The organism is Nonomuraea sp. B208, from assembly GCF_057536035.1.
In genome coordinates this window covers 110838-128446 of record NZ_BAAJOU010000021.1, presented here as the reverse complement: position 1 = coordinate 128446, position 17609 = coordinate 110838, and the positions used below count along the sequence as shown (strand labels likewise).

Here is a 17609-nt window from a genome sequence, read left to right as displayed (position 1 = left end):
GTATTAGCTGATCCCGTAGTGAAAACCAGCATGACATTGTCTGAGCCACCCCGGGTGCTTGCTGTACGACACACCGGGACCCACGAGGTGTGGGTCCCATAGATTCACATCCTGAGGGAGAGCTTTTATGGCTCAGGGAACCGTCAAGTGGTTCAACGCTGAGAAGGGCTTCGGCTTCATCGCCCCGGACGGCGGTGCGCCGGACGTGTTCGTGCACTTCTCCGAGATCGTCGGCAGTGGCTACCGAAGCCTCGAAGACGGCCAGCGGGTCGAGTTCGAGATCACGCAGGGCCAGAAGGGGCCGCAGGCCTCCCAGGTCCGCGCCATCTGACCTGTTAGTTAGCAAGTAGAAGCCGGGGTTCGCGTCCAGCGGACCCCGGCTTTCGCATGTGTCGGGTTGGTCACGGGTGGGCCGTCCGCTGAACGCGCGGGCCCCGGCGGGCGTCGATCTCTACATGAGGTACGCGTGGTTGTGTCATCCCGTGACCGTTGCCGGGGTGATCGTGCTCCTGGTCAACGACCACCTGCTCAAGCAGGCCTGGCCCGGGTTCGTGACGGGCAAGCTCAGCGACGTGGCCGGCCTGCTCGTGGCGCCCCCGCTGCTGGCACTCCTCTTCCTGCGCCGGGCCGACCTGGCCGCCACGCTGGCCACGGGAGTGCTCTTCGCGCTCGTGAAAACGACGGAGACCGGCGCTGAGGCCGCCTCCCATGTCTGGACCCTCGTGGCCGGTCCTTCGCGCGTCCTCGCCGATCCCACGGACCTCCTGGCCCTGCCGGCGCTCGCGCTCGCCTGGTGGGTACGCCGCCGCAGCCTCGCCGCCCCCTCCTCGCCCCGCCTGCGCGTCCTGCTGACCGCGCCGCTGGCCCTGCTCGCGGTCGCCGCCAGCGGCGCCTCCCCGCAGGCCACGTCCGAGGCCGTCTCCGTCGAGGTACGCGGCGGGCGCATCATCGTCCACACCGACGACTCGGCCGCGTGGACCTCGGAGAACAGAGGCGACACCTGGGTCTACGAGAGCGCGTCCGACCGGCCGCCCAAGCGGCCCACGACGGCCATGTGCGTGCCCTACAAGGCCACCCGCTGCTACCGCGTCACCCCCGGCCGGCTGGGGGTCGAGCAGTCCGACGACGGCGGCGACACCTGGCGCCCGTCATGGTCACCGTCCCGCGACGACCGCGACCGCCTCGCCCGGCAGTACGACGACGACGACCTCCCGCGCTCCGGCGGCCTCGCCGTGCAGGGCTGGCGCGGCGGGCACGTGGTGGTGGTCGCCAACGGCAGCGAGGGCATCCTGCTCCGCGACGAGACCGGCTCCTGGCGGCGGCTCGGCCACCCCGGCGAGCCGGAGCGGGCCCCGGACCTCTACCTTGAGGGGGTCAGCGCGGCCTTCCTGGCCGGCTGCGTGCTCTTCGGGGCCGCCGGAGCCGGGCTGCGCCGCTATCACCGCGCTTACCTGGCCGTGACGACGACAGCCTGCCTGAGCTTCCTGGGCGTCGCGTTCTCCAGGATCGTGCCCGCCCTGGGCGACTACATGGAGTTGCTCGCCGTCCTCGCGGTCGGCACGGTCCCGGCGGCCTTCATCGTGGGCACCGTTCTGCTGATCGTGGGGCGGGCGCGCCCGGCGCCCATAGCCGTGGGCATCCTCAGCGCGCCGTTCGTCTACCTGGCCGCCTACCTGCCCTTCGAAGGCTGGGCCGACGGGACCTTCGGGTCGTACTGGGCCGCGGTCGCGGTGGCCGCGCTGCTGACCGCGCTGGTGCTGGCCGTGGACCTGCTGCTGATCAGGAAGGACGCCGCGAGGGCGCCCGCGGACCTGTGAGCCCGCGGGCGCCGGACGGCTACGGCTTGGCCGGCGTGAGGACGTCGAGCCCCACGTACGGGCGCAGCGCCTGGGGCACCACCACCGAGCCGTCGGCCTGCTGGTGGTTCTCCAGGATCGCCACGATCCACCGGGTGGTGGCGAGCGTGCCGTTGAGCGTGGCCAGATGGCGCGGCTTGCCGTCCTTGTCGCGGAAGCGGGCGGCGAGCCTGCGCGCCTGGAACTCCGTGCAGTTGGAGGTCGAGGTCAGCTCGCGGTAGCGGCCCTGGCTCGGGATCCACGCCTCGCAGTCGAACTTGCGCGCCGCCGACATGCCGAGGTCGCCCGCCGCCGTGTCGATCACGCGGTAGGGCACCTCGATCTTGGCCAGCATCTCCTTCTCCCAGGCGAGCAGGCGCAGGTGCTCCTCGTGGGCCTCCTCCGGCCGCACGTACGAGAACATCTCCACCTTGTCGAACTGGTGGACGCGGATTATGCCGCGGGTGTCCTTGCCGTAGGAGCCGGCCTCGCGACGGAAGCACGACGACCAGCCCGCGTAGCGCAGCGGCAGCGCGTCCGCGTCGACGATCTCCTGGGCGTGGTAGCCGGCCAGCGAGACCTCCGACGTGCCGACGAGGTAGAGGTCGTCCTCGGGCAGGCGGTAGATCTCCTTGTCGTGCGCGACGTGGAAGCCGGTGCCCTGCATGGTCTCCGGCTTGACGAGCACCGGCGTGATCATCGGCGTGAAGCCGGCCTCGATCGCCTGCTGCATCGCCATGTTGAGCAGCCCGAGCTGCAGCCGCGCGCCGAGGCCCTTGAGGAAGAAGAACCGCGAGCCGGACACCTTGGCGCCCCGCTCCATGTCGATGGCGTCGAGCCTCTCGCCCAGCTCCAGGTGGTCCTTCGGCTCGAAGTCGAACTCGCGCGGCCGCCCCACCGTCTCCAGGACCACGTAGTCGTCCTCGCCGCCGGCGGGCGCGCCCTCCTCGACGATGTTGGGCACGCTCTGCACCAGGTCGTCGAGCTCGGCGCCGAGCTTCTCCGCCTCCGACTCGGCCGCCTTGACCTGGCTCGCGAGGTCCTTGGCGCGCTGCAGCAGCGCGGCCTTCTCCTCGCCCTGCGCCTTGGAGACCGACTTGCCCATGCTCTTCTGCTCGGCGCGCAGGGACTCGAACGAGGTCAGCGCGGCGCGGCGGCGCTCGTCCAGGTCGAGCAGCGTGTCGACGACGGAGTCGTCCTCGCCGCGGGCACGCTGCGAAGCCCGTAGCCGGTCGGGATCCTCACGAAGGGTACGCAGGTCAATCACAAGGAAAGGCTACCGGCGCCGGACGCCGCCCCGCCCCCGGATTACCGCCTGCCGAGGATCTCCGTCAGACCTGGCCGGCGCGGATGCGGGCCAGCCACTCGCCCGCCTCGCCGAACTCCTCGTCCGAGGTGCCCCGCTTGATCTGCGGCGCCATGCCGTCGGCCCGCGGATAGCTGCCGAGGAAGCGCACCTCGCCGCAGATGCGGTGCAGCCCGGCGATGGCCTCGCCGACCCGCGCGTCGCCGATGTGCCCCTCGAAGTCGAAGTGGAAGAAGTAGCGCCCGATGCCGTCGCCCGTGGGCCGCGACTCGATGCGCGTGAGGTTGACGCCGCGCACCGAGAACTCGGTCAGCATCTCCAGCAGCGCGCCCGGGTGGTCGTCGGCCAGGAAGACCACCAGCGTCGTACGGTCGGAGCCGGTCGGCGCGGGCAGCGGCCCGCCGGGGCGGTTGACCTTGACGAACCTGGTCACCGTGTCGGACCGGTCGCCGATGCCGCCGGCCAGCTCGGTCAGCCCGTAGTACTCGCCCGCGATGCGGGGGGCGATCGCGGCGTCGTACGGGGACCCGGGCAGCGAGACCTCCTGCGCCGCGGCCGCCGTCGAGGGCGCGGCCACCACGACCGCGTCCGGCAGCTCGCGCGCGATGTAGCCCCGGCACTGCGTGATCGCCGCCGGGTGCGTGTAGAGGCGCTTGATGTGCGGGATCTCCGTGCCGGGCCTGGCCAGCAGCGAGAACCGCACCGGCAGCAGCAGCTCGGCCGTGATCAGCAGCGGCTCGCCCCAGGCGAACTCGTCGAGGGTCGTGGTGATCGCGCCCTCGATGGAGTTCTCCAGCGGGACCACGGCTCCGTCGGCCTCCCCGGCGCGGGCCGCGTTGAGCGCCGCGCTCACGTTGGCGCAGGGCAGCCGCTCGGCCGTGGGGTCGAGGAGGCTCAGGGCCTCTTCGGTGAACGTACCCTCGGGCCCGAGGTAGGCGAGTCTGGGCATGCGTCCAGAGTAACCGCAGGTCGCCAGGCCCGCGCCCGTTTCGCCCCTGATCCGCCCTTGATCCGTCAGGTCAGAGCGGGCCCGCCGAGCGGCACGGCACCAGCGGTCCGAGCCCCAGCCGGGCGGCCCGCACCGCCTCCGCCTCCTCGGGCGACAGCGGCTGCTCGCCCTTGCCGCCCACCACGGGCCGCACGTACGTGCGCGTCTCGCTCTGCCCGTTGATCGAGGTCAGCACGATCCCGTCGCCCAGCCCGTTGATCATCGCCACCGAGAACGACAGCCGCCCGCGCATCTCCGACAGCGCGTCGTAGCGGCAGACCGCGACGTCCCTGATGGCCTTGAGATCGCCCATGCCCTCGCTGCTCTGCCTGGCCAGCATCCGCTGGCACTCCTCCACGGCGGCCCTGGCCTGCCGCAGCGACAGCCGGCCGATCAGCACGCCGCTGACCCCGGCGACGACGCCCACGATCACCCATGCGGTAACGAGCACGTGACCGAGGGTAACGGCTCAGTCAAGCAAGCTCGCGCCGTTTCGGCAACCACGACACCAGCAACCACACCAGGACCAGCGCCCCCAGCCCGAACCCGTTCTGGACGATCTTCCCCAGCACCAGGCTCACCCCCGGGATGCCGGCCGCGATCAGCGCCACCCCCCACCACGGGACCGGCACCACGTAGTACAGCCACACGCCGCCCGCCACCCGCAGCCGTACGGGGTCGCGCCCGTCGCCCACGATCGCCCCGAGCACCACGACGATCCAGGCCAGGTGGTGGATCCAGGCGACCGGCGAGAGCAGCACGGCCATCAGGCCGACCAGCGCCACGGCGGCGAGCGGGTCACCCGCCCGGTGCGCGTCCCGCGCCCCCCGGAAGCCGAGCCAGCCGACCACGGCGACCAGCACCAGCCAGATCGCCGACTCCACCGTCTCGTTCATGTAGAGGCGGATCAGCATGCCGCGCATCGACTGGTTCGTGGTGGCCGCGTTCGCGCCGAGCCGCTCGGGGTCGAGCAGCGCCGAGAACCAGAAGTCGGCCGCGTCCTGCGGGATCACGGCGAACGGCAACAGCGTGAGCACCGCCGTCACGAACGCCGCCATCCAGAACGTCCGCCACTGCCGGGTGACCAGGAGATAGATCAGGAACACCCCCGGCGTCAGCTTGACCGCCGTCGCCAGCCCGATCAGGAACCCGCGCGGCCACCAGGGGCGCCTGGCCAGGCAGTCGGCGACGCAGAGGGCGACCAGCAGGATGTCCACCTGCCCGAAACGCACCTGGTCGCGGATCGGCATCAGGTACGCGCAGGCCACCATGAGCAGCCCGAACACCCACGGCGCGTACCGCCGGACCGCCTCCCCCGTCAGCACCTGCCGGAACGAGAACCAGACGGTCACGGCCAGCGTCACGTAGATCCCGGCCGTCCACACCCACTGGGCCGTCTCCCACGACATCACGGCCAGCACGACCGCCAGCATGGCCGCCACCGGCGGGTACGTGAACGGCAGCAACTGCGGCGCGGGCGTGTAGGCCGCGTACACCGGGCGCCCTTCGAGCAGCATCTGCCCGCCGGTCCGGTAGACGTCCAGGTCGACCAGGCGCTGGTCGTCAGGGTTCGTGAGCCACGTGTGCACGAGCGGCGCGACGGCCGCCGCGACGGCCAGCGCCACGATCGCCCACGCCCACCACTGCCGCCGGTTCACCCGCACCTCGCCTCTTGTCACGGTGTGGCACGTTACCGTGGCTGTTGTTGTACGAGGGGCAATCACTGGGGGTTCCATCCATGGCGTACGAGAGCGCATCCGGCCTGCCAGGAGGTCGGCCCGGCTCCCGCCCCCGCCTTGTGCACGGCCTCGCCGTCGTCCTCCTCGCCGCCCTCCTCGCCCTCCTGACCCTCGCCCCGGCCGCCGCCCAGAGCCGGACGGGTGGCCGGGTGGCGCTGATCGGCGTGCCCGGCCTCCAGTGGAGCGACCTCGACGCGGCCCGCACCCCCGCCCTCTGGGAACTCGTGGGCCAGGGCTCCTCGGGCTCGCTCTCCACCCGGGCCGTGCCGCCGCCGGACCGCGGCATCACCTGCGCCGTCGCCGGCTGGCTGACCGTCTCCGCGGGCCAGCGCGCCGGCACCGACGGCAAGGGCTGCCCCGCCGCCCCTCAGCCGTCCGGGCGGGGCGACGGCGGCGCCACCGTGCCCGGCTGGCAGGCCATGACCGCTTACCAGTCCGACACCGGGTACGACGCCCGGATCGGCACGCTCGGTCAGCTGGTGACGGACGGCGGGGGCAAGGTCGCCGCCGTCGGGCCGGGCGCCGCCATCGCCGGTGCCGACAAGTCCGGAAATATCGCCAAATACGCCCCCACCCCCGACGCCCTGGGCGACCCGGCCCCGTACAACCTCATCGTCTTCGACGCCGCCCCCCTCGCCGACGCCTGGTCCCGCCAGCCCCTCGACGAGTACGGCGTCCCCGCGGGGATGCCCGCCGCCACCCGTCAGGCCGCCGTCGCCGAGGCCGACCGCCAGGTCGCCGCCCTGCTCGACCGGCTCCCGCCCGGCACCATGATCCTGGTCGCCGGCCTCTCCGACGTGACCCCGAACGCCCACCTCCACGTCGCCGTCGCCGTCGGCCCGTCCCCGGCGGGGGGGCCGTACCCGCGCGGCCACCTCACCGCCACCTCCACCCGTCAGGACGCCCTGGTCACCATCACCGACCTCACCGCGACCGTCATCCGGCTCCTGGGCCTGCCACAGCCGCGCGAAGTGGTCGGCCGGCCCTGGCAGGCGGGCGCTCCCGCGTCAGGCGGCACGGCGGACACGGTCTCCGGCCTCGCCGACGCCGACCTCGCCAGCCAGGTGCTCAGGAACGTCCGCGGCCCGTTCTTCACCGTCCTGGTCACCCTCCAGCTGCTCTTCTACGCCTGCGCCGCCCTCGCCCTACGCCACCGCCGCTCCACCACCCCAGCCGCACGCGACGCCGCGACCCCGCCTCAAGCCGGCACCACCGGCCTGCCCGGAGGCGCCGCGAGCGCGCCCGGAGCCGACACCACCGGCCCGTCCGGAGGCGATACCGCCGCCTCACCCGGGAACGACGCCGCCACCTCCCCAGCCACGGCCGGGGGCGACGCCGACACGCCGCCCGGGGGTGAGCCGGGCCCCAGCACCACGACGCCCGACGTCGCCGGCACCGGCACCGGCACCGGCACCGGCGACAGCCGCGGCGGCAGCAGCAGCGCCGACAACAGCATCATCGGCGGCGACAGCAGCAGCAGCGCCGACAACAGCAGTGGCGGCGGCGGTGGCAGCGCCGACAACAGCATCATCATCGGCGGGGACGCGAGCGCGTCCAAGCTGCTCCGCGCCGTCCAGATCGTCGCCGTGCTGAGCGGCGCGATCGCCGTCTCCACCTTCCTGGCGCAGCTCGTGCCCTGGTGGACCCTCCCCGTGCCGATGGTCTCGGTCGTCGTGACGATCCTGGGCATCGCCGCGCTCATCACCGCCGCCGCGTTCGCGGGCCCCTGGCGGGCGCACGTGCTGGGCCCGCTGACCGTCGTCGCGGCGCTGACGTCCCTGGCCCTGCTCATCGACGTCATGACCGGCTCGAAGCTCCAGGTCAACGCCGTCACCGGGTACGAGCCCGTCACCGGCGGCCGCTTCTACGGCTTCAGCAACATCGCCTTCGCCGTCTACGCCACCGGCACCATCCTGGGCCTGGCCGGGATCGCGCAGTGGCTGCTGAGCAGAGGCGTCTCCAGGCTCGTCGTGGTCGGGGCCTGCGCGCTCTACGGGATGTTCGCGGTGTTCGCGGACGGGTGGCCGTCCTGGGGAGCGGACTTCGGCGGGGTGCCGGCGTTCGTGATCGGGCTGGCCGTCTTCCTGATCCTCCTCTCCGGCAGGCGGGTGTCGGTGCTCAGGCTGCTGCTGGTCGGCGTCGCGGGGGTGGTGGTCGTCGGGGTGTTGTCGGTGGTGGACTGGTTGCGTCCCGAGGCGCAGCGGACGCATCTGGGGACGTTCGTGCAGCAGGTCATCGACGGCCAGGCGTGGACCGTCGTCGGCCGCAAGTTCAGCGCCATGATCGGCGTCACGGTCGGGAACTGGTCCTTGACCCTCCTCACGCTGGTCGCGCTCGCGTTCCTCTTCCTGGTGCTGGCCCGGCCCTCGCGGTACGGTGCCGCGGCGCTCGGCCAGGTCTACGCCCTCGCCCCGACACTCCGTGCCGGCCTGTTCGGCGCGTTGACGTGCGCGTTCGTCGGGTTCCTGATGAACGATTCGGGCATCGCCATCCCCGCCATGGCGCTCACGGTGGCGGTGCCGCTGACGCTGGCGGCGTGTGTGCGCGCCCTGCAGCTCGCCAGGCCCACACCGCCAGGGCGATCGTCAGGGCGAGCAGCACCCAGGCCGTCTGAGGCCGGACCACGCCGCTGAGCCACGTGAGGTCCGCGGGCTGCCCGTCGACGCGGGCGGGCAGGTAGGCGAGCGACAGGGCCAGCAGGTGCACGACGAGGAACGCGTCCACCGCGGACCCCGCCACGAGCGCCAGCATCCCGAAGGCCAGCCCGTGGTACCAGGGCAGCACGTACGGCGAGGCGAACACGTACGCCACCGCCAGCCCGGCCGCCACCACGGGCGCGCCGAGCCCGGCCGCCCCGGCAGGCGCCGCGCCGGCGCCCCAGGCCCATCCGGTGCGGGCGGCCCATCGGAACAGCAGCCAGGCCAGCAGCGCGAGCAGCAGGAGCGAGCCGACCTGGATCTCGCCCCGGTAGGCCGTCCCCGTGCCGATCACCGTCTGCAGCCACCCCTGAACCAGCTTCCAGATCGTGGCGTGCGAGATCGCCTTGCTGGTGCGCGTCACCGGCGCGATCGCGTCCGTGCCCGCCACGGCGTAGCCGGCGACCACCACCGCCAGGGCGCATCCCGCCATGACGGCCAGGCGGCCGGGACGGCGGCGCAGCTCCCAGGCGGGGCCAAGGGCGACGAGACCCGCGTTGACCTTGATCGCCACCCCCAGGCCGAGCAGGACGCCCCCGCCCACCGGACGGCCCCTCGCGAGGAGCGCGGCGACCATGCAGGCCACGGCCAGGGTGTCCACGTGCATGCCGGCGACCAGGTGGTAGAGGAGGAGCGGGTTGGCCGCCCACAGCAGCGCGGCGCGGCGGCGGGCGGCCTCGTCGTGCCTGGTGAAACGGTCGATGAGCAGGGCGGTCACGATGAAGGCGGCGGCGTTGACCAGCGCCAGGACGAAGATCGTCAGCCGGAGCGAGTCGCCGCCGACCCAGCTCGCGAACGCCTGGACCGCCGTCGCGACCGGCCCGTACACGCTGGGCTCCTCGCGCCACGGCCGCTCGACCGCGTCGGCGATCACGTCACCGGGCAGGTCGGCGGCTCCGTGCGTGTACGGGTTGATCCCCAGCGTGACCATGCGGCCGTACGCGGCGTAGTTGAGGTGGTCGCCGGAGCCCGAGGGTGGCAGGAAGGCGAGAATCGCGGCGGCGAGGCAGCCGAGCAGCATCAGCACCCGCCCGTCCGGCAACCGGCCACCCCCGAGGCGGGTGGCGCGCCAGGCGGCGGCCGGGCCGGGCGCGGCAGGGCCTACAGAGACGGACAGCGACACCTTGGCCCCCTCGGCCGCCGCCGGAGCCGCCGACGCACGCGCAACAGAGGCCCCAGAAGCGGGCGCCGGTGCGGGCGTCGCAGGGGCCCCCGAAGCAGGCGTCGCGAGGGCGAGCAACGTGGTCAGCAGGCCGAGCCCGCCGAGAATGATCGCCGCCGCACCGAGAGCGACCGTCAGATGCGGATCGGGATGGACGTCCAGAGAGTACGACGGCTGCCAGGAAGGCCCGCCCAGCGCGGGGACCATGGGCGACGGGCCGAGCAGGCCGATGGCGGCAGTCAGCAGCACGGAGGCGCCGATCGCCCACATGCCCGCCCACGCGATCCGCCCGCGTGCGGTGTCGTGCCGCGTCTCCGTAGTCACCCGCGTATTCCAGCACACGCGCGGACGGCCTCGGCCCGGACGGCGGGCGCCTGTGGATAACCGGCCGGGCACCCCCGCAGGTGCCCGGTGACCGTGGCGCGGGCTCGACCTGTCCGGAGGTGGTCAGCGGTTGGGGTGAAGTTTGTTCAGGTTTTGGACGACCACCGGGTCGCGGGTGGCCAGCGCCCGCGCCACGTCCCGGAGCTGGATCGCGCGATGGAGCTGCGCCCGCCAGTCCGTGCCCGTCGCCCGGTGGGCCATCTCGACCTCGACCTGTTCCACCCGGTATCCCTTGCGCACCAGGTCGATGGTCAGGGCGGTCTCCACGCCGAACCCGTGCGCCAGCGGCCGCGCGGCCTCGAAGGCGGCCCGGGTCAGGCAGCGCTGGCCGTTGAGCGGCTGGGCGAGCTCCAGGCCGGTCGCGCGGCGGATGCCCTCCCTGGACAGGCGGACGACTAACCCGTGGCCCCCGAGCTTCACCCTGGTGGCGAAGACGGCGATGGTCATGTCGGCCGCGCCCGCGCGTACGGGCTCGACGAGCGGCGCGGCCGCGGCGGCGGTGTCGCCGAGGTCGGCGTCCAGGAACAGGAGGTGGCGCGGTGCGGCGTCGTCCTCGTCCAGGAGGCGTACGGCCTCGGCCCCGCTCTCCATCGCGGCCGCCTTGCCCCGGTTGCGGCTGTGCCGCACCACGCGGGCGCCGGCGGCGCGCGCCGCCTTGCCGGTCAGGTCGTGCGAGCCGTCGTCCACGACCACCACGAGGGCCACGCCGGGCAGCGCCGAGGCGGCCTTGACGGTGGTCGCGATGCGTTCGGCCTCGTTGGCCGCCGGAATGACGACCGCGGTGTCACCGCTCACTGCTCGTGAACCCGGTGCGGCCGCCGTCATGATCCCTCGGATATGAGGAACTCCTGCGGAACCTCTTCGTGCACGGTGAACACCGAGTCGAGCCCGGTGACCTGCAGGATCTTGCGTACGGCGGGACGGGGCGAGGCCACCTCCAGCGTGCCCCCCTGCTCCTTCATCCTCTTGAGCGCCGAGAGCAGCACGTTCATGCCCGTGGAGTCGCAGAAATCCACGGCGGACATGTCGATGACCACCCGGCTCGGCCCTTCCTGCAGCAGCCGAGTGAACTCGGACTGCAGGTGAGGCGCCGTATAGAGGTCGATTTCCCCGGTGACCGCGACGAGCGCGAACCCGGCATGTGATCGAGTCGAGACCTTGAGCTCCACATGGGCAGGCTAGCGGCGCGGAGGCTTCCGGTCACGTTGTCACGCCGATAGGGCAAGCACAGGTTTTTGTCCTCCGTTTGGGCTCCACGGGCACGGAGAGTACGCGAAGCTTGACAGCGTGACACCTGAACACCCGCCGCGGCATCGAGAAGGAGGGACCAGGGCACGGCTGACGGGCCCCACGTCGATGAAGACCGAGAAACCCGAAGATCCTCAGCGCGAAGGGCTCCGCGACCGGCTGGAGTCCATCCTTCTCCGTACGGAGAAGGCCAACTCATGGCACGACGAAGCAGCGCGGCTGCGTGGCCTGCTCAACCACGAGGGCTACGTCCCGATCCGTACGCGGCTGGTCCGCGAAGACCTGGAGTTCCTGGCGGGGGCCCGCGCCGACCTGCTCAGGTTCTCCGAGCTGGGGCTCAGGCTGCTCGACCTGCACCAGCCCCGTGACGCGGGTGGCATCACCAGCGACGCGGCGCATCCGATCCTGCGGTGCCGGAGCTGCATGTGGCGGTGGCCGTGCCCGACGTTCCGGGCGATGGTGGAGTCGTTCGGCTCCCAGCGGGACACCACCGGCACCCAGGAAGGCCAGGACACCACGACCGACGCTCCGGCCCGCCCCGCCACGGAGCTCCGCATCGGCGAGGAGACGGTCCGGAGCACACCCACCACGGAGAGCACCGTCACCGCGGAGACCACCCTCAGCACGGAGACCGCTCTCAGCACGGAGACCACCCTCAGCACGGAGACCACCCTCAGCACGGAGAGCACCCTCAGCACAGGGGCAGCCGGATCTCGAACCGGCACCCCGGCCCGTCGTTGACCACCCCGATCACCCCGTCATGCGCCTCCACGATGCCCTGGGCGATGGCCAGCCCGAGCCCGGCCCCTCCGTCGGCGGTCGGCGTGCGCGCGCTCTCCCCCCGGAAGGCCACCTCGAACACGCGAGGCAGGTCCTCCTCCGGGATGCCGCCGCAGCAGTCGGCGACCGACAGGCACGCCATGCCGTCGTCCACGGCGGCCCGCAGCACCACGGACCGGTCCGACGGGGTGTGCCTGATGGCGTTGACCACGAGGTTGCCGAGGGCGCGCCCCAGCGCGCCCGCGTCGGCCTCGACGGGCACGGCGGCGTCCGCAGCCTCGGCGGTCAGCAGCACGCCCTTGGCGCGGGCGAGCGGTTCGGCGCCCGCGACCGTGTCGGCGACGAGGTCGGCCAGCCCGACCCGCGCCCGCGACAGCCGCAGCGCCCCGGCGTGGATGCGCGACAGCTCGAACAGGTCGTCCACCATGGCCGACAGCCGCTCCACCTCCAGCTTGATCTGCCCGTGGTAGCGGGCGACCGTCGCGGGGTCGGAGACCACGCCGTCCTCCAGCGCCTCGGCCATGGCCCGCATGCCGGCGAGCGGCGTACGCAGGTCGTGGCTGACCCACGCGACCAGCTCGCGTCTGGCGCCCTCCAGGGCCCGCTCGCGGGCGTACGACTCCTCCAGGGTGTTCGCGATCTCCTGCAGCTCGGCGGGCAGCCCCTGGGGCGCCTGGAACGGCGGCTCCCGTACGGCGTCCACGAGCCGGCGGCTCTCCCGTACGACCCGCTTGGACAGCACGAACGCCACCCCCAGGCCGACCAGCCCGCCGACGGCCACCACGCTCAGCACGAAGTCCTTGACCGGCCCCTCGATGATCATCTTGGCGATGATCGCCACGACGCCGGCCAGCGTGGCCGCCACGGCCACCACCACGACCACGGCCAGCATCACGCCGATCGAACGCGTGCGCAGCCGCCCCATCGCCCAGATCCCGCCGAGCGCCACCAGCAGCCCGAGCCCGGCCGCCACGGCCACGACCATCGGCAGCTCCCCGACCGCCACGGCCGGAGAGACCCCGTGCGGCGCCATCAGCCCTCCATCGGCTCGTAGCGGTAGCCGACTCCCCACACGGTGACGATCCTGCGCGGCGCGGTCGGATCCGGCTCGATCTTCTCCCGCAGCCGCCGCACGTGCACGGTCACCGTGGACGAGTCGCCGAACGACCACCCCCACACCTGGTTGAGCAGCGCCGACCGGCTGAACGCCTGGCGGGGGTTGCGCATGAGGTAGGCCAGCAGGTCGAACTCGCGGGCGGTCAGCATGACCTCGGCGCCGCGCAGGCGTACCTCGTGGGCGCCGACGTCCACCGTCAGGTCGTCGTCGCGCAGCACCCCGGTGCCGCCGGTCACGGACGCGCCCCGCGCCCGCCGCAGCACCGACTGCACCCGCAGGGCCAGCTCGCGCGGGCTGAACGGCTTGACCACGTAGTCGTCGGCCCCCGTCTCCAGGCCGACCACCCGGTCGATCTCCTCGCCCAGCGCGGTCAACATGATCACCGGGACCGGCCAGCGCTCCCTGAGCCTGCGGCACACCTGGAGCCCGTCGAGCCTCGGCAGCATGAGGTCGAGCACCATGAGGTCGGGCGGCTGCGCGAGAGCCCGGCGCAGCGCCTCGGCGCCGTCGCCCACGCACTCGACCTCGTGCCCGTCACGCTCCAGATAGCGGGCGACCACCTCGGAAACGGTCGGATCGTCCTCGACCACCAGGATGCGCGTGTTCACCACTTCACGGTACGGCTCACGCCCCCGGGACCGCCGCTCACGTCATCACTCCGTAAGCCTCGCGGCCCCTGCCCGCAGGACGTACGGTGGCCTCATGAGTAGAGTCGTGATGATCGTCATAGGGGCCCTGCTGGGCCTGTTCGTGGTGTTCAACTTCCTGCTGCCGCTGCTGGCGGGGCTGTTCAAGCTGGCCTTGATCGTCGGTCTGATCGCTCTGGTCCTGTTCGTCGTGGTCACCGTGATGAGCAAGTCCTCCCGTTCGCAGTGACCCAGCTCCTCTTCGACCCGTGGCTGGCCGGGATCACCATGGTGGCGATCCTGCTGCTGGTCGCGTGGGCGGCCACGTTGCTGCCCGTCCTCGGCGGGGAGCCCCTGGGCTTTCCGCTGACCTACGCGCGCCGCACCGCCTTCCAGCGTCAGCGCGACCCTGACGCCGCCGGGCGGTCCCGCCCGCGCGCTCCTTAGGCACGCCCCGCTTCCCCAGGCAAGCGGGGCTCGCCGCCGGGTGAGCCCCATCCCGATCGTCCCCATGGATGGAAGGCTCGCTTTTTCATGATCGATTCTCTTGTCACGTTCGTCGTCGGCGCGGCCGGGGGCGACGCCGCGCTCGCGATCGTGCTGTTCACGCTCGCCGTACGGCTCCTGCTGCTGCCGCTCAACGTGCGCCAGGCCCGTACGGCGCGGATCCGCGAACGCCTCGCCCCCAAGCTCCAGGCGCTGAAGAAGCGCCACGCGCGCCACCCCGAGCGGCTGGTCGAGGAGACGAGGGCGCTGTACGCCGCCGAGGGCAGCTCGCCGTTCGCCGGGTTCCTCCCGATGCTGGGGCAGTTGCCGTTCCTGTGGCTGATGTACCGGGTGGCCACGCATCCGACGGCGCTGGCGGGGCACACGTTGTTCGGGGCGCCGCTGGGGCAGCAGGTGGCGGGACTGGTGGCGAATTACGGTCTGCTCAGTGTGCCCGTTTCGGTCTTCGCACTGGTCATCCTGCTGGTCGCGGCGGTGGCGTGGCTCTCCGCGAGGAACATCAGGGTCGGCGACGACCAGCCGGAGCTGCTCAGGAGGATGGCGAAGCTGGCGCCGTACGGGTCCGTGATCGCCGTGCTGGTGCTGCCGCTCGCGGCGGGGCTCTACCTGCTGGTGTCGAACGCGTGGGCGGCCGCGGAGCGGGCCGTGCTCTACCGGCGCCCCGCCGGCGCGGGCGCCTGACGCGACTCAAGGGCCGGTCAGCCGGCCTCCTTCAACGCCGCGACCTGCCCGTTCATCGACGCAGCCTGAGGAGCGGGCAGGATCGCCCACACCGTCGTGGTGTCGCCGTCGTGGCGCACCCCCCAGCTCTCCGCGACGTACTCCACGATGCCGAGCCCCCGCCCCCCGAGCGAGGACAGGGTCGGCCGGGCCGCCCGTGGCTCCGTCGCCGCGCCTCCGTCACTCACCGCGACCTCGATGTGCCCGTCGCTGCGCAGCCAGGCGACTCTCACCATGCCGGACGGCAGCGGGTGCGCGTGCCGCAGCGCGTTGCTCAACAGCTCGCTCACGACGAGCACGGCGTCGTCGATCGCCGTGGCGAAGACCCCGCTGTCCTGCAGGTCCGTGCTCAGACGCTGGCGGGCGACGGCGACGCTGGACGGCGCGTACGGCAGCAGCACCACGCTTGACACACCCACCTCCCCGTTCCCTGTGCCCCCCGCGGGAACACTCCCCGGTACGACCGAAATGCCCCGTTACTCGATCCCAGAAACCGCATCTCGATCACAGCTTGTACACATTGGAAGATAGATCAGCTCAACCGTGACCACCTCGTTACCGCATCGGTGTGTCGGATCCGATAGTGCCGGCGGCCTTCAGCACCAGCCGCATCCTGGTGCCCCCGCCGGGCCTCGGATGTGCGCTCACGTCTCCTCCTTGTGCCCTCGCCAGACTGCGGACGATGTAGAGCCCGAGCCCTACTCCACCAAACCTTCTCCGGTCCCCGCTGTCCACCTGGACGAACCGCTCGAAGACCCGTTCCCGGTCAGGAGCGGCGATACCGACGCCCTCGTCGTCCACCACGACCACCACGTCGTCGTCCTCCGGCCACGCCTCCACGCGGATCAGCCCGCCCTTGGGCGAGTACTTGAACGCGTTCTCCAGGAGCTGCCCGAGCACGATGTCCGTGGCGAGCGCGTCGCCGAGCACGCAGGGCAGCCCGTCGCCGATCGCGACCTCCACCCGGTGCCGGTCCGACAGCACGGGCAGCCCCAGCGTGGCCGCGTGGATGCGCTCGGCCAGGTCGAACTCCTCGATGCGCACCTTGAGCTCGTCCGCTCCTGCCCGCGCGCCGAGCAGCAGGTGGTCCATGAGCTGCCCGAGCGACCTGGCCCGCTCGGCGATGGTGTGCACGGCCGCGCGCCGCTCCAGGTCGCCGAGCTTGTCCCAGCGGGCGTCGAGGGTCGAGGCGAACCCCCGCACGATCGTGATCGGCGTGCGCAGCTCGTGGCTGGTCGTGGCGAGGAACAGGTCCTTCGCCTCCTCCAGCTCCTTGGCCCTGGTCACGTCGCGGAAGTCGACCACGACCTCGCCGGTCTCCTCGATCCGCGCGCCCACGACGTCCAGCCACCGCCCGGTCTCCAGCTGGAAGGTGAGCTTCTCGCCCGGCTCGGGCAGCGGGAACGGCGGCGGCCCGCCGAGCACGGTCTCCTCGGGGATCGCGGTGATCTCGGCTGCGGCCGGGTTCCAGCGCACCACCCGCCCGGCCTCGTCCAGGACGGCGATGCCGTCGGCGCTGGCGTCGAAGACGGCCCGCTCGTGGGCCCGCTGCCGCACCGCCTCCTGGTAGGCGACGGCGTTGCCGACCGCGATGCCCGCGTGCCCGGCCAGCAGCTCCAGCAGCTCCAGCTCCAGGTGGCCGGGGGTGCTCCTGGCGAACAGCGCGTAGAGCGCGCCGTAGGGCCGGCCGCCGACCGCGGCCAGGCCGAGCGCGATCGTGTGCAGACCTTTCAGCCGCGCCCACACGAGGTCGTCGAGCCCGCTCGACTCCAGCAGGACGGTCTTGCCCGTGCGTAAGAGCCGGTCCACGAGGCTCGTCCGCAGGTCGGTGGTGGTGCCGCGGAGCCCGTCAGGCAGCTCGTACGTGCTCACCAGCCGCAGCCGCTCCCCCTCGATGAGCACGAACCCGCCCGCGTCGGCCCCGGTCAGCTCGGTCAGGCTGGCCGAGATGCGGTCGAGCACGGCCGACAGCTCCAGGTCGGAGTTGATGTCGCCCACCACGTCGGTCAGCCGGCGCACCAGCCTGGCCCGGCGCGCCATCCGGGTCTTCGCGACCTGGTCGGCCCGCGCCAGGTGGTGGACGCACACGTAGCCGGCGACGGCGCTGCCGAGCCGCAGCGCGCTGATGTCCACCCGCACGTCGAGGAGGTCGCCGGCGCTGTCGAGCCGTTTGGTGCGCACCGACACCTGGCCGCCGGTCCGTACGCGCTCCAGCGCCGCGTTGTGCTCGGCGGTCAGCTCCGCCGGGACGATCGGCGCCCGGCGGCCCAGCATCTCCGCGGCCGTCCAGCCGAACAGCCGCTCGGCCGCCTCGTTCCAGACCAGCACAGTCTGGTCCCTGTCGACCGCGACGACGGCGTTGGGCGAGCTGTCGAGCACCGCGCGGGCGATCTCGTCGTCACTACCGGCCCATTCGTCCCCCACTCCTCCATAGTGCACGTGGCGCGGTGGGTGCGTCGGGCGATCCGTCCGATACGCTGCGGTCACGACGATTCCGGGAG

Annotated in this window: 17 protein-coding genes; 6 read left to right on the top strand and 11 right to left on the bottom strand. The window is 72.4% G+C overall.

What is annotated here, in order from left to right:
• The first annotated feature begins 127 nt into the window (after positions 1-127).
• Positions 128-331 (top strand): cold-shock protein, encoded by a 204-nt coding sequence (locus AC27IY_RS17350; RefSeq protein WP_091081014.1) that lies wholly within the window; start codon positions 128-130, stop codon positions 329-331.
• A gap of 166 nt (positions 332-497) precedes the next feature.
• A complete protein-coding gene (locus AC27IY_RS17345; RefSeq protein WP_487178521.1) occupies positions 498-1817 on the top strand; it encodes a hypothetical protein in 1320 nt (439 codons plus the stop codon).
• A 19-nt stretch (positions 1818-1836) separates the two neighbouring features.
• Here AC27IY_RS17345 and serS read toward each other — a convergent pair whose 3' ends face one another.
• The 7 genes from serS to AC27IY_RS17310 all read right to left on the bottom strand — a co-directional run bounded on the left by serS (position 1837) and on the right by AC27IY_RS17310 (position 11279).
• Complete coding sequence (serS, locus tag AC27IY_RS17340) at positions 1837-3102, bottom strand: serine--tRNA ligase (RefSeq protein WP_423452129.1); 1266 nt, start codon at positions 3100-3102, stop codon at positions 1837-1839.
• 64 nt (positions 3103-3166) lie between these two features.
• Entirely contained in the window at positions 3167-4090 is a 924-nt protein-coding gene (gene pheA / locus AC27IY_RS17335) for a prephenate dehydratase (RefSeq protein ID WP_344213866.1), read from the bottom strand.
• Between the two features lie 70 nt (positions 4091-4160).
• Entirely contained in the window at positions 4161-4580 is a 420-nt protein-coding gene (locus AC27IY_RS17330; protein ID WP_344213868.1) for a DUF4446 family protein, read from the bottom strand.
• A 22-nt stretch (positions 4581-4602) separates the two neighbouring features.
• Entirely contained in the window at positions 4603-5808 is a 1206-nt protein-coding gene (locus tag AC27IY_RS17325) for a glycosyltransferase 87 family protein (RefSeq protein WP_487178520.1), read from the bottom strand.
• A 2565-nt stretch (positions 5809-8373) separates the two neighbouring features.
• Positions 8374-10050 (bottom strand): polyprenol phosphomannose-dependent alpha 1,6 mannosyltransferase MptB, encoded by a 1677-nt coding sequence (gene mptB / locus AC27IY_RS17320; protein ID WP_487178519.1) that lies wholly within the window; start codon positions 10048-10050, stop codon positions 8374-8376.
• Between the two features lie 123 nt (positions 10051-10173).
• The gene (locus tag AC27IY_RS17315) at positions 10174-10935 is read right to left on the bottom strand and encodes a glycosyltransferase family 2 protein (RefSeq protein WP_487178518.1); all 762 of its coding nucleotides are present in this window, start codon (positions 10933-10935) and stop codon (positions 10174-10176) included.
• A complete protein-coding gene (locus AC27IY_RS17310; RefSeq protein ID WP_091081001.1) occupies positions 10932-11279 on the bottom strand; it encodes an STAS domain-containing protein in 348 nt (115 codons plus the stop codon). The genes AC27IY_RS17315 and AC27IY_RS17310 overlap by 4 nt, the downstream gene beginning before the upstream one ends.
• A 187-nt stretch (positions 11280-11466) precedes the next feature.
• On the opposite strand from AC27IY_RS17310, the gene AC27IY_RS17305 reads away from it, so the two are divergent.
• Positions 11467-12099: a hypothetical protein gene (locus AC27IY_RS17305; protein ID WP_487178517.1), complete on the top strand. Its 633-nt coding sequence runs from the start codon at positions 11467-11469 to the stop codon at positions 12097-12099.
• Here AC27IY_RS17305 and AC27IY_RS17300 read toward each other — a convergent pair.
• Both AC27IY_RS17300 and AC27IY_RS17295 read right to left on the bottom strand, forming a co-directional pair.
• Complete coding sequence (locus AC27IY_RS17300; RefSeq protein ID WP_344213880.1) at positions 12050-13171, bottom strand: sensor histidine kinase; 1122 nt, start codon at positions 13169-13171, stop codon at positions 12050-12052. The genes AC27IY_RS17305 and AC27IY_RS17300 overlap by 50 nt on opposite strands.
• A complete protein-coding gene (locus AC27IY_RS17295) occupies positions 13171-13863 on the bottom strand; it encodes a response regulator transcription factor (protein WP_344213881.1) in 693 nt (230 codons plus the stop codon). The genes AC27IY_RS17300 and AC27IY_RS17295 overlap by 1 nt, the downstream gene beginning before the upstream one ends.
• A gap of 94 nt (positions 13864-13957) precedes the next feature.
• On the opposite strand from AC27IY_RS17295, the gene AC27IY_RS17290 reads away from it, so the two are divergent.
• The 3 genes from AC27IY_RS17290 to AC27IY_RS17280 all read left to right on the top strand — a co-directional run bounded on the left by AC27IY_RS17290 (position 13958) and on the right by AC27IY_RS17280 (position 15069).
• Positions 13958-14131 carry a hypothetical protein gene (locus AC27IY_RS17290; RefSeq protein WP_329588153.1) on the top strand — a complete coding sequence of 58 codons (174 nt, stop codon included), beginning with the start codon at positions 13958-13960 and terminating at the stop codon, positions 14129-14131.
• Entirely contained in the window at positions 14128-14328 is a 201-nt protein-coding gene (locus AC27IY_RS17285; RefSeq protein WP_344213882.1) for a DUF6412 domain-containing protein, read from the top strand. Before AC27IY_RS17290 ends, AC27IY_RS17285 begins: the two co-directional genes overlap by 4 nt.
• Before the next feature lie 87 nt (positions 14329-14415).
• Positions 14416-15069 (top strand): YidC/Oxa1 family membrane protein insertase, encoded by a 654-nt coding sequence (locus AC27IY_RS17280; RefSeq protein WP_487178516.1) that lies wholly within the window; start codon positions 14416-14418, stop codon positions 15067-15069.
• Between the two features lie 17 nt (positions 15070-15086).
• Here AC27IY_RS17280 and AC27IY_RS17275 read toward each other — a convergent pair whose 3' ends face one another.
• Positions 15087-15521 carry an ATP-binding protein gene (locus AC27IY_RS17275; RefSeq protein ID WP_329588147.1) on the bottom strand — a complete coding sequence of 145 codons (435 nt, stop codon included), beginning with the start codon at positions 15519-15521 and terminating at the stop codon, positions 15087-15089.
• Between the two features lie 142 nt (positions 15522-15663).
• Positions 15664-17532 carry an ATP-binding protein gene (locus AC27IY_RS17270; RefSeq protein WP_344213884.1) on the bottom strand — a complete coding sequence of 623 codons (1869 nt, stop codon included), beginning with the start codon at positions 17530-17532 and terminating at the stop codon, positions 15664-15666.
• Positions 17533-17609: the final 77 nt, after the last annotated feature.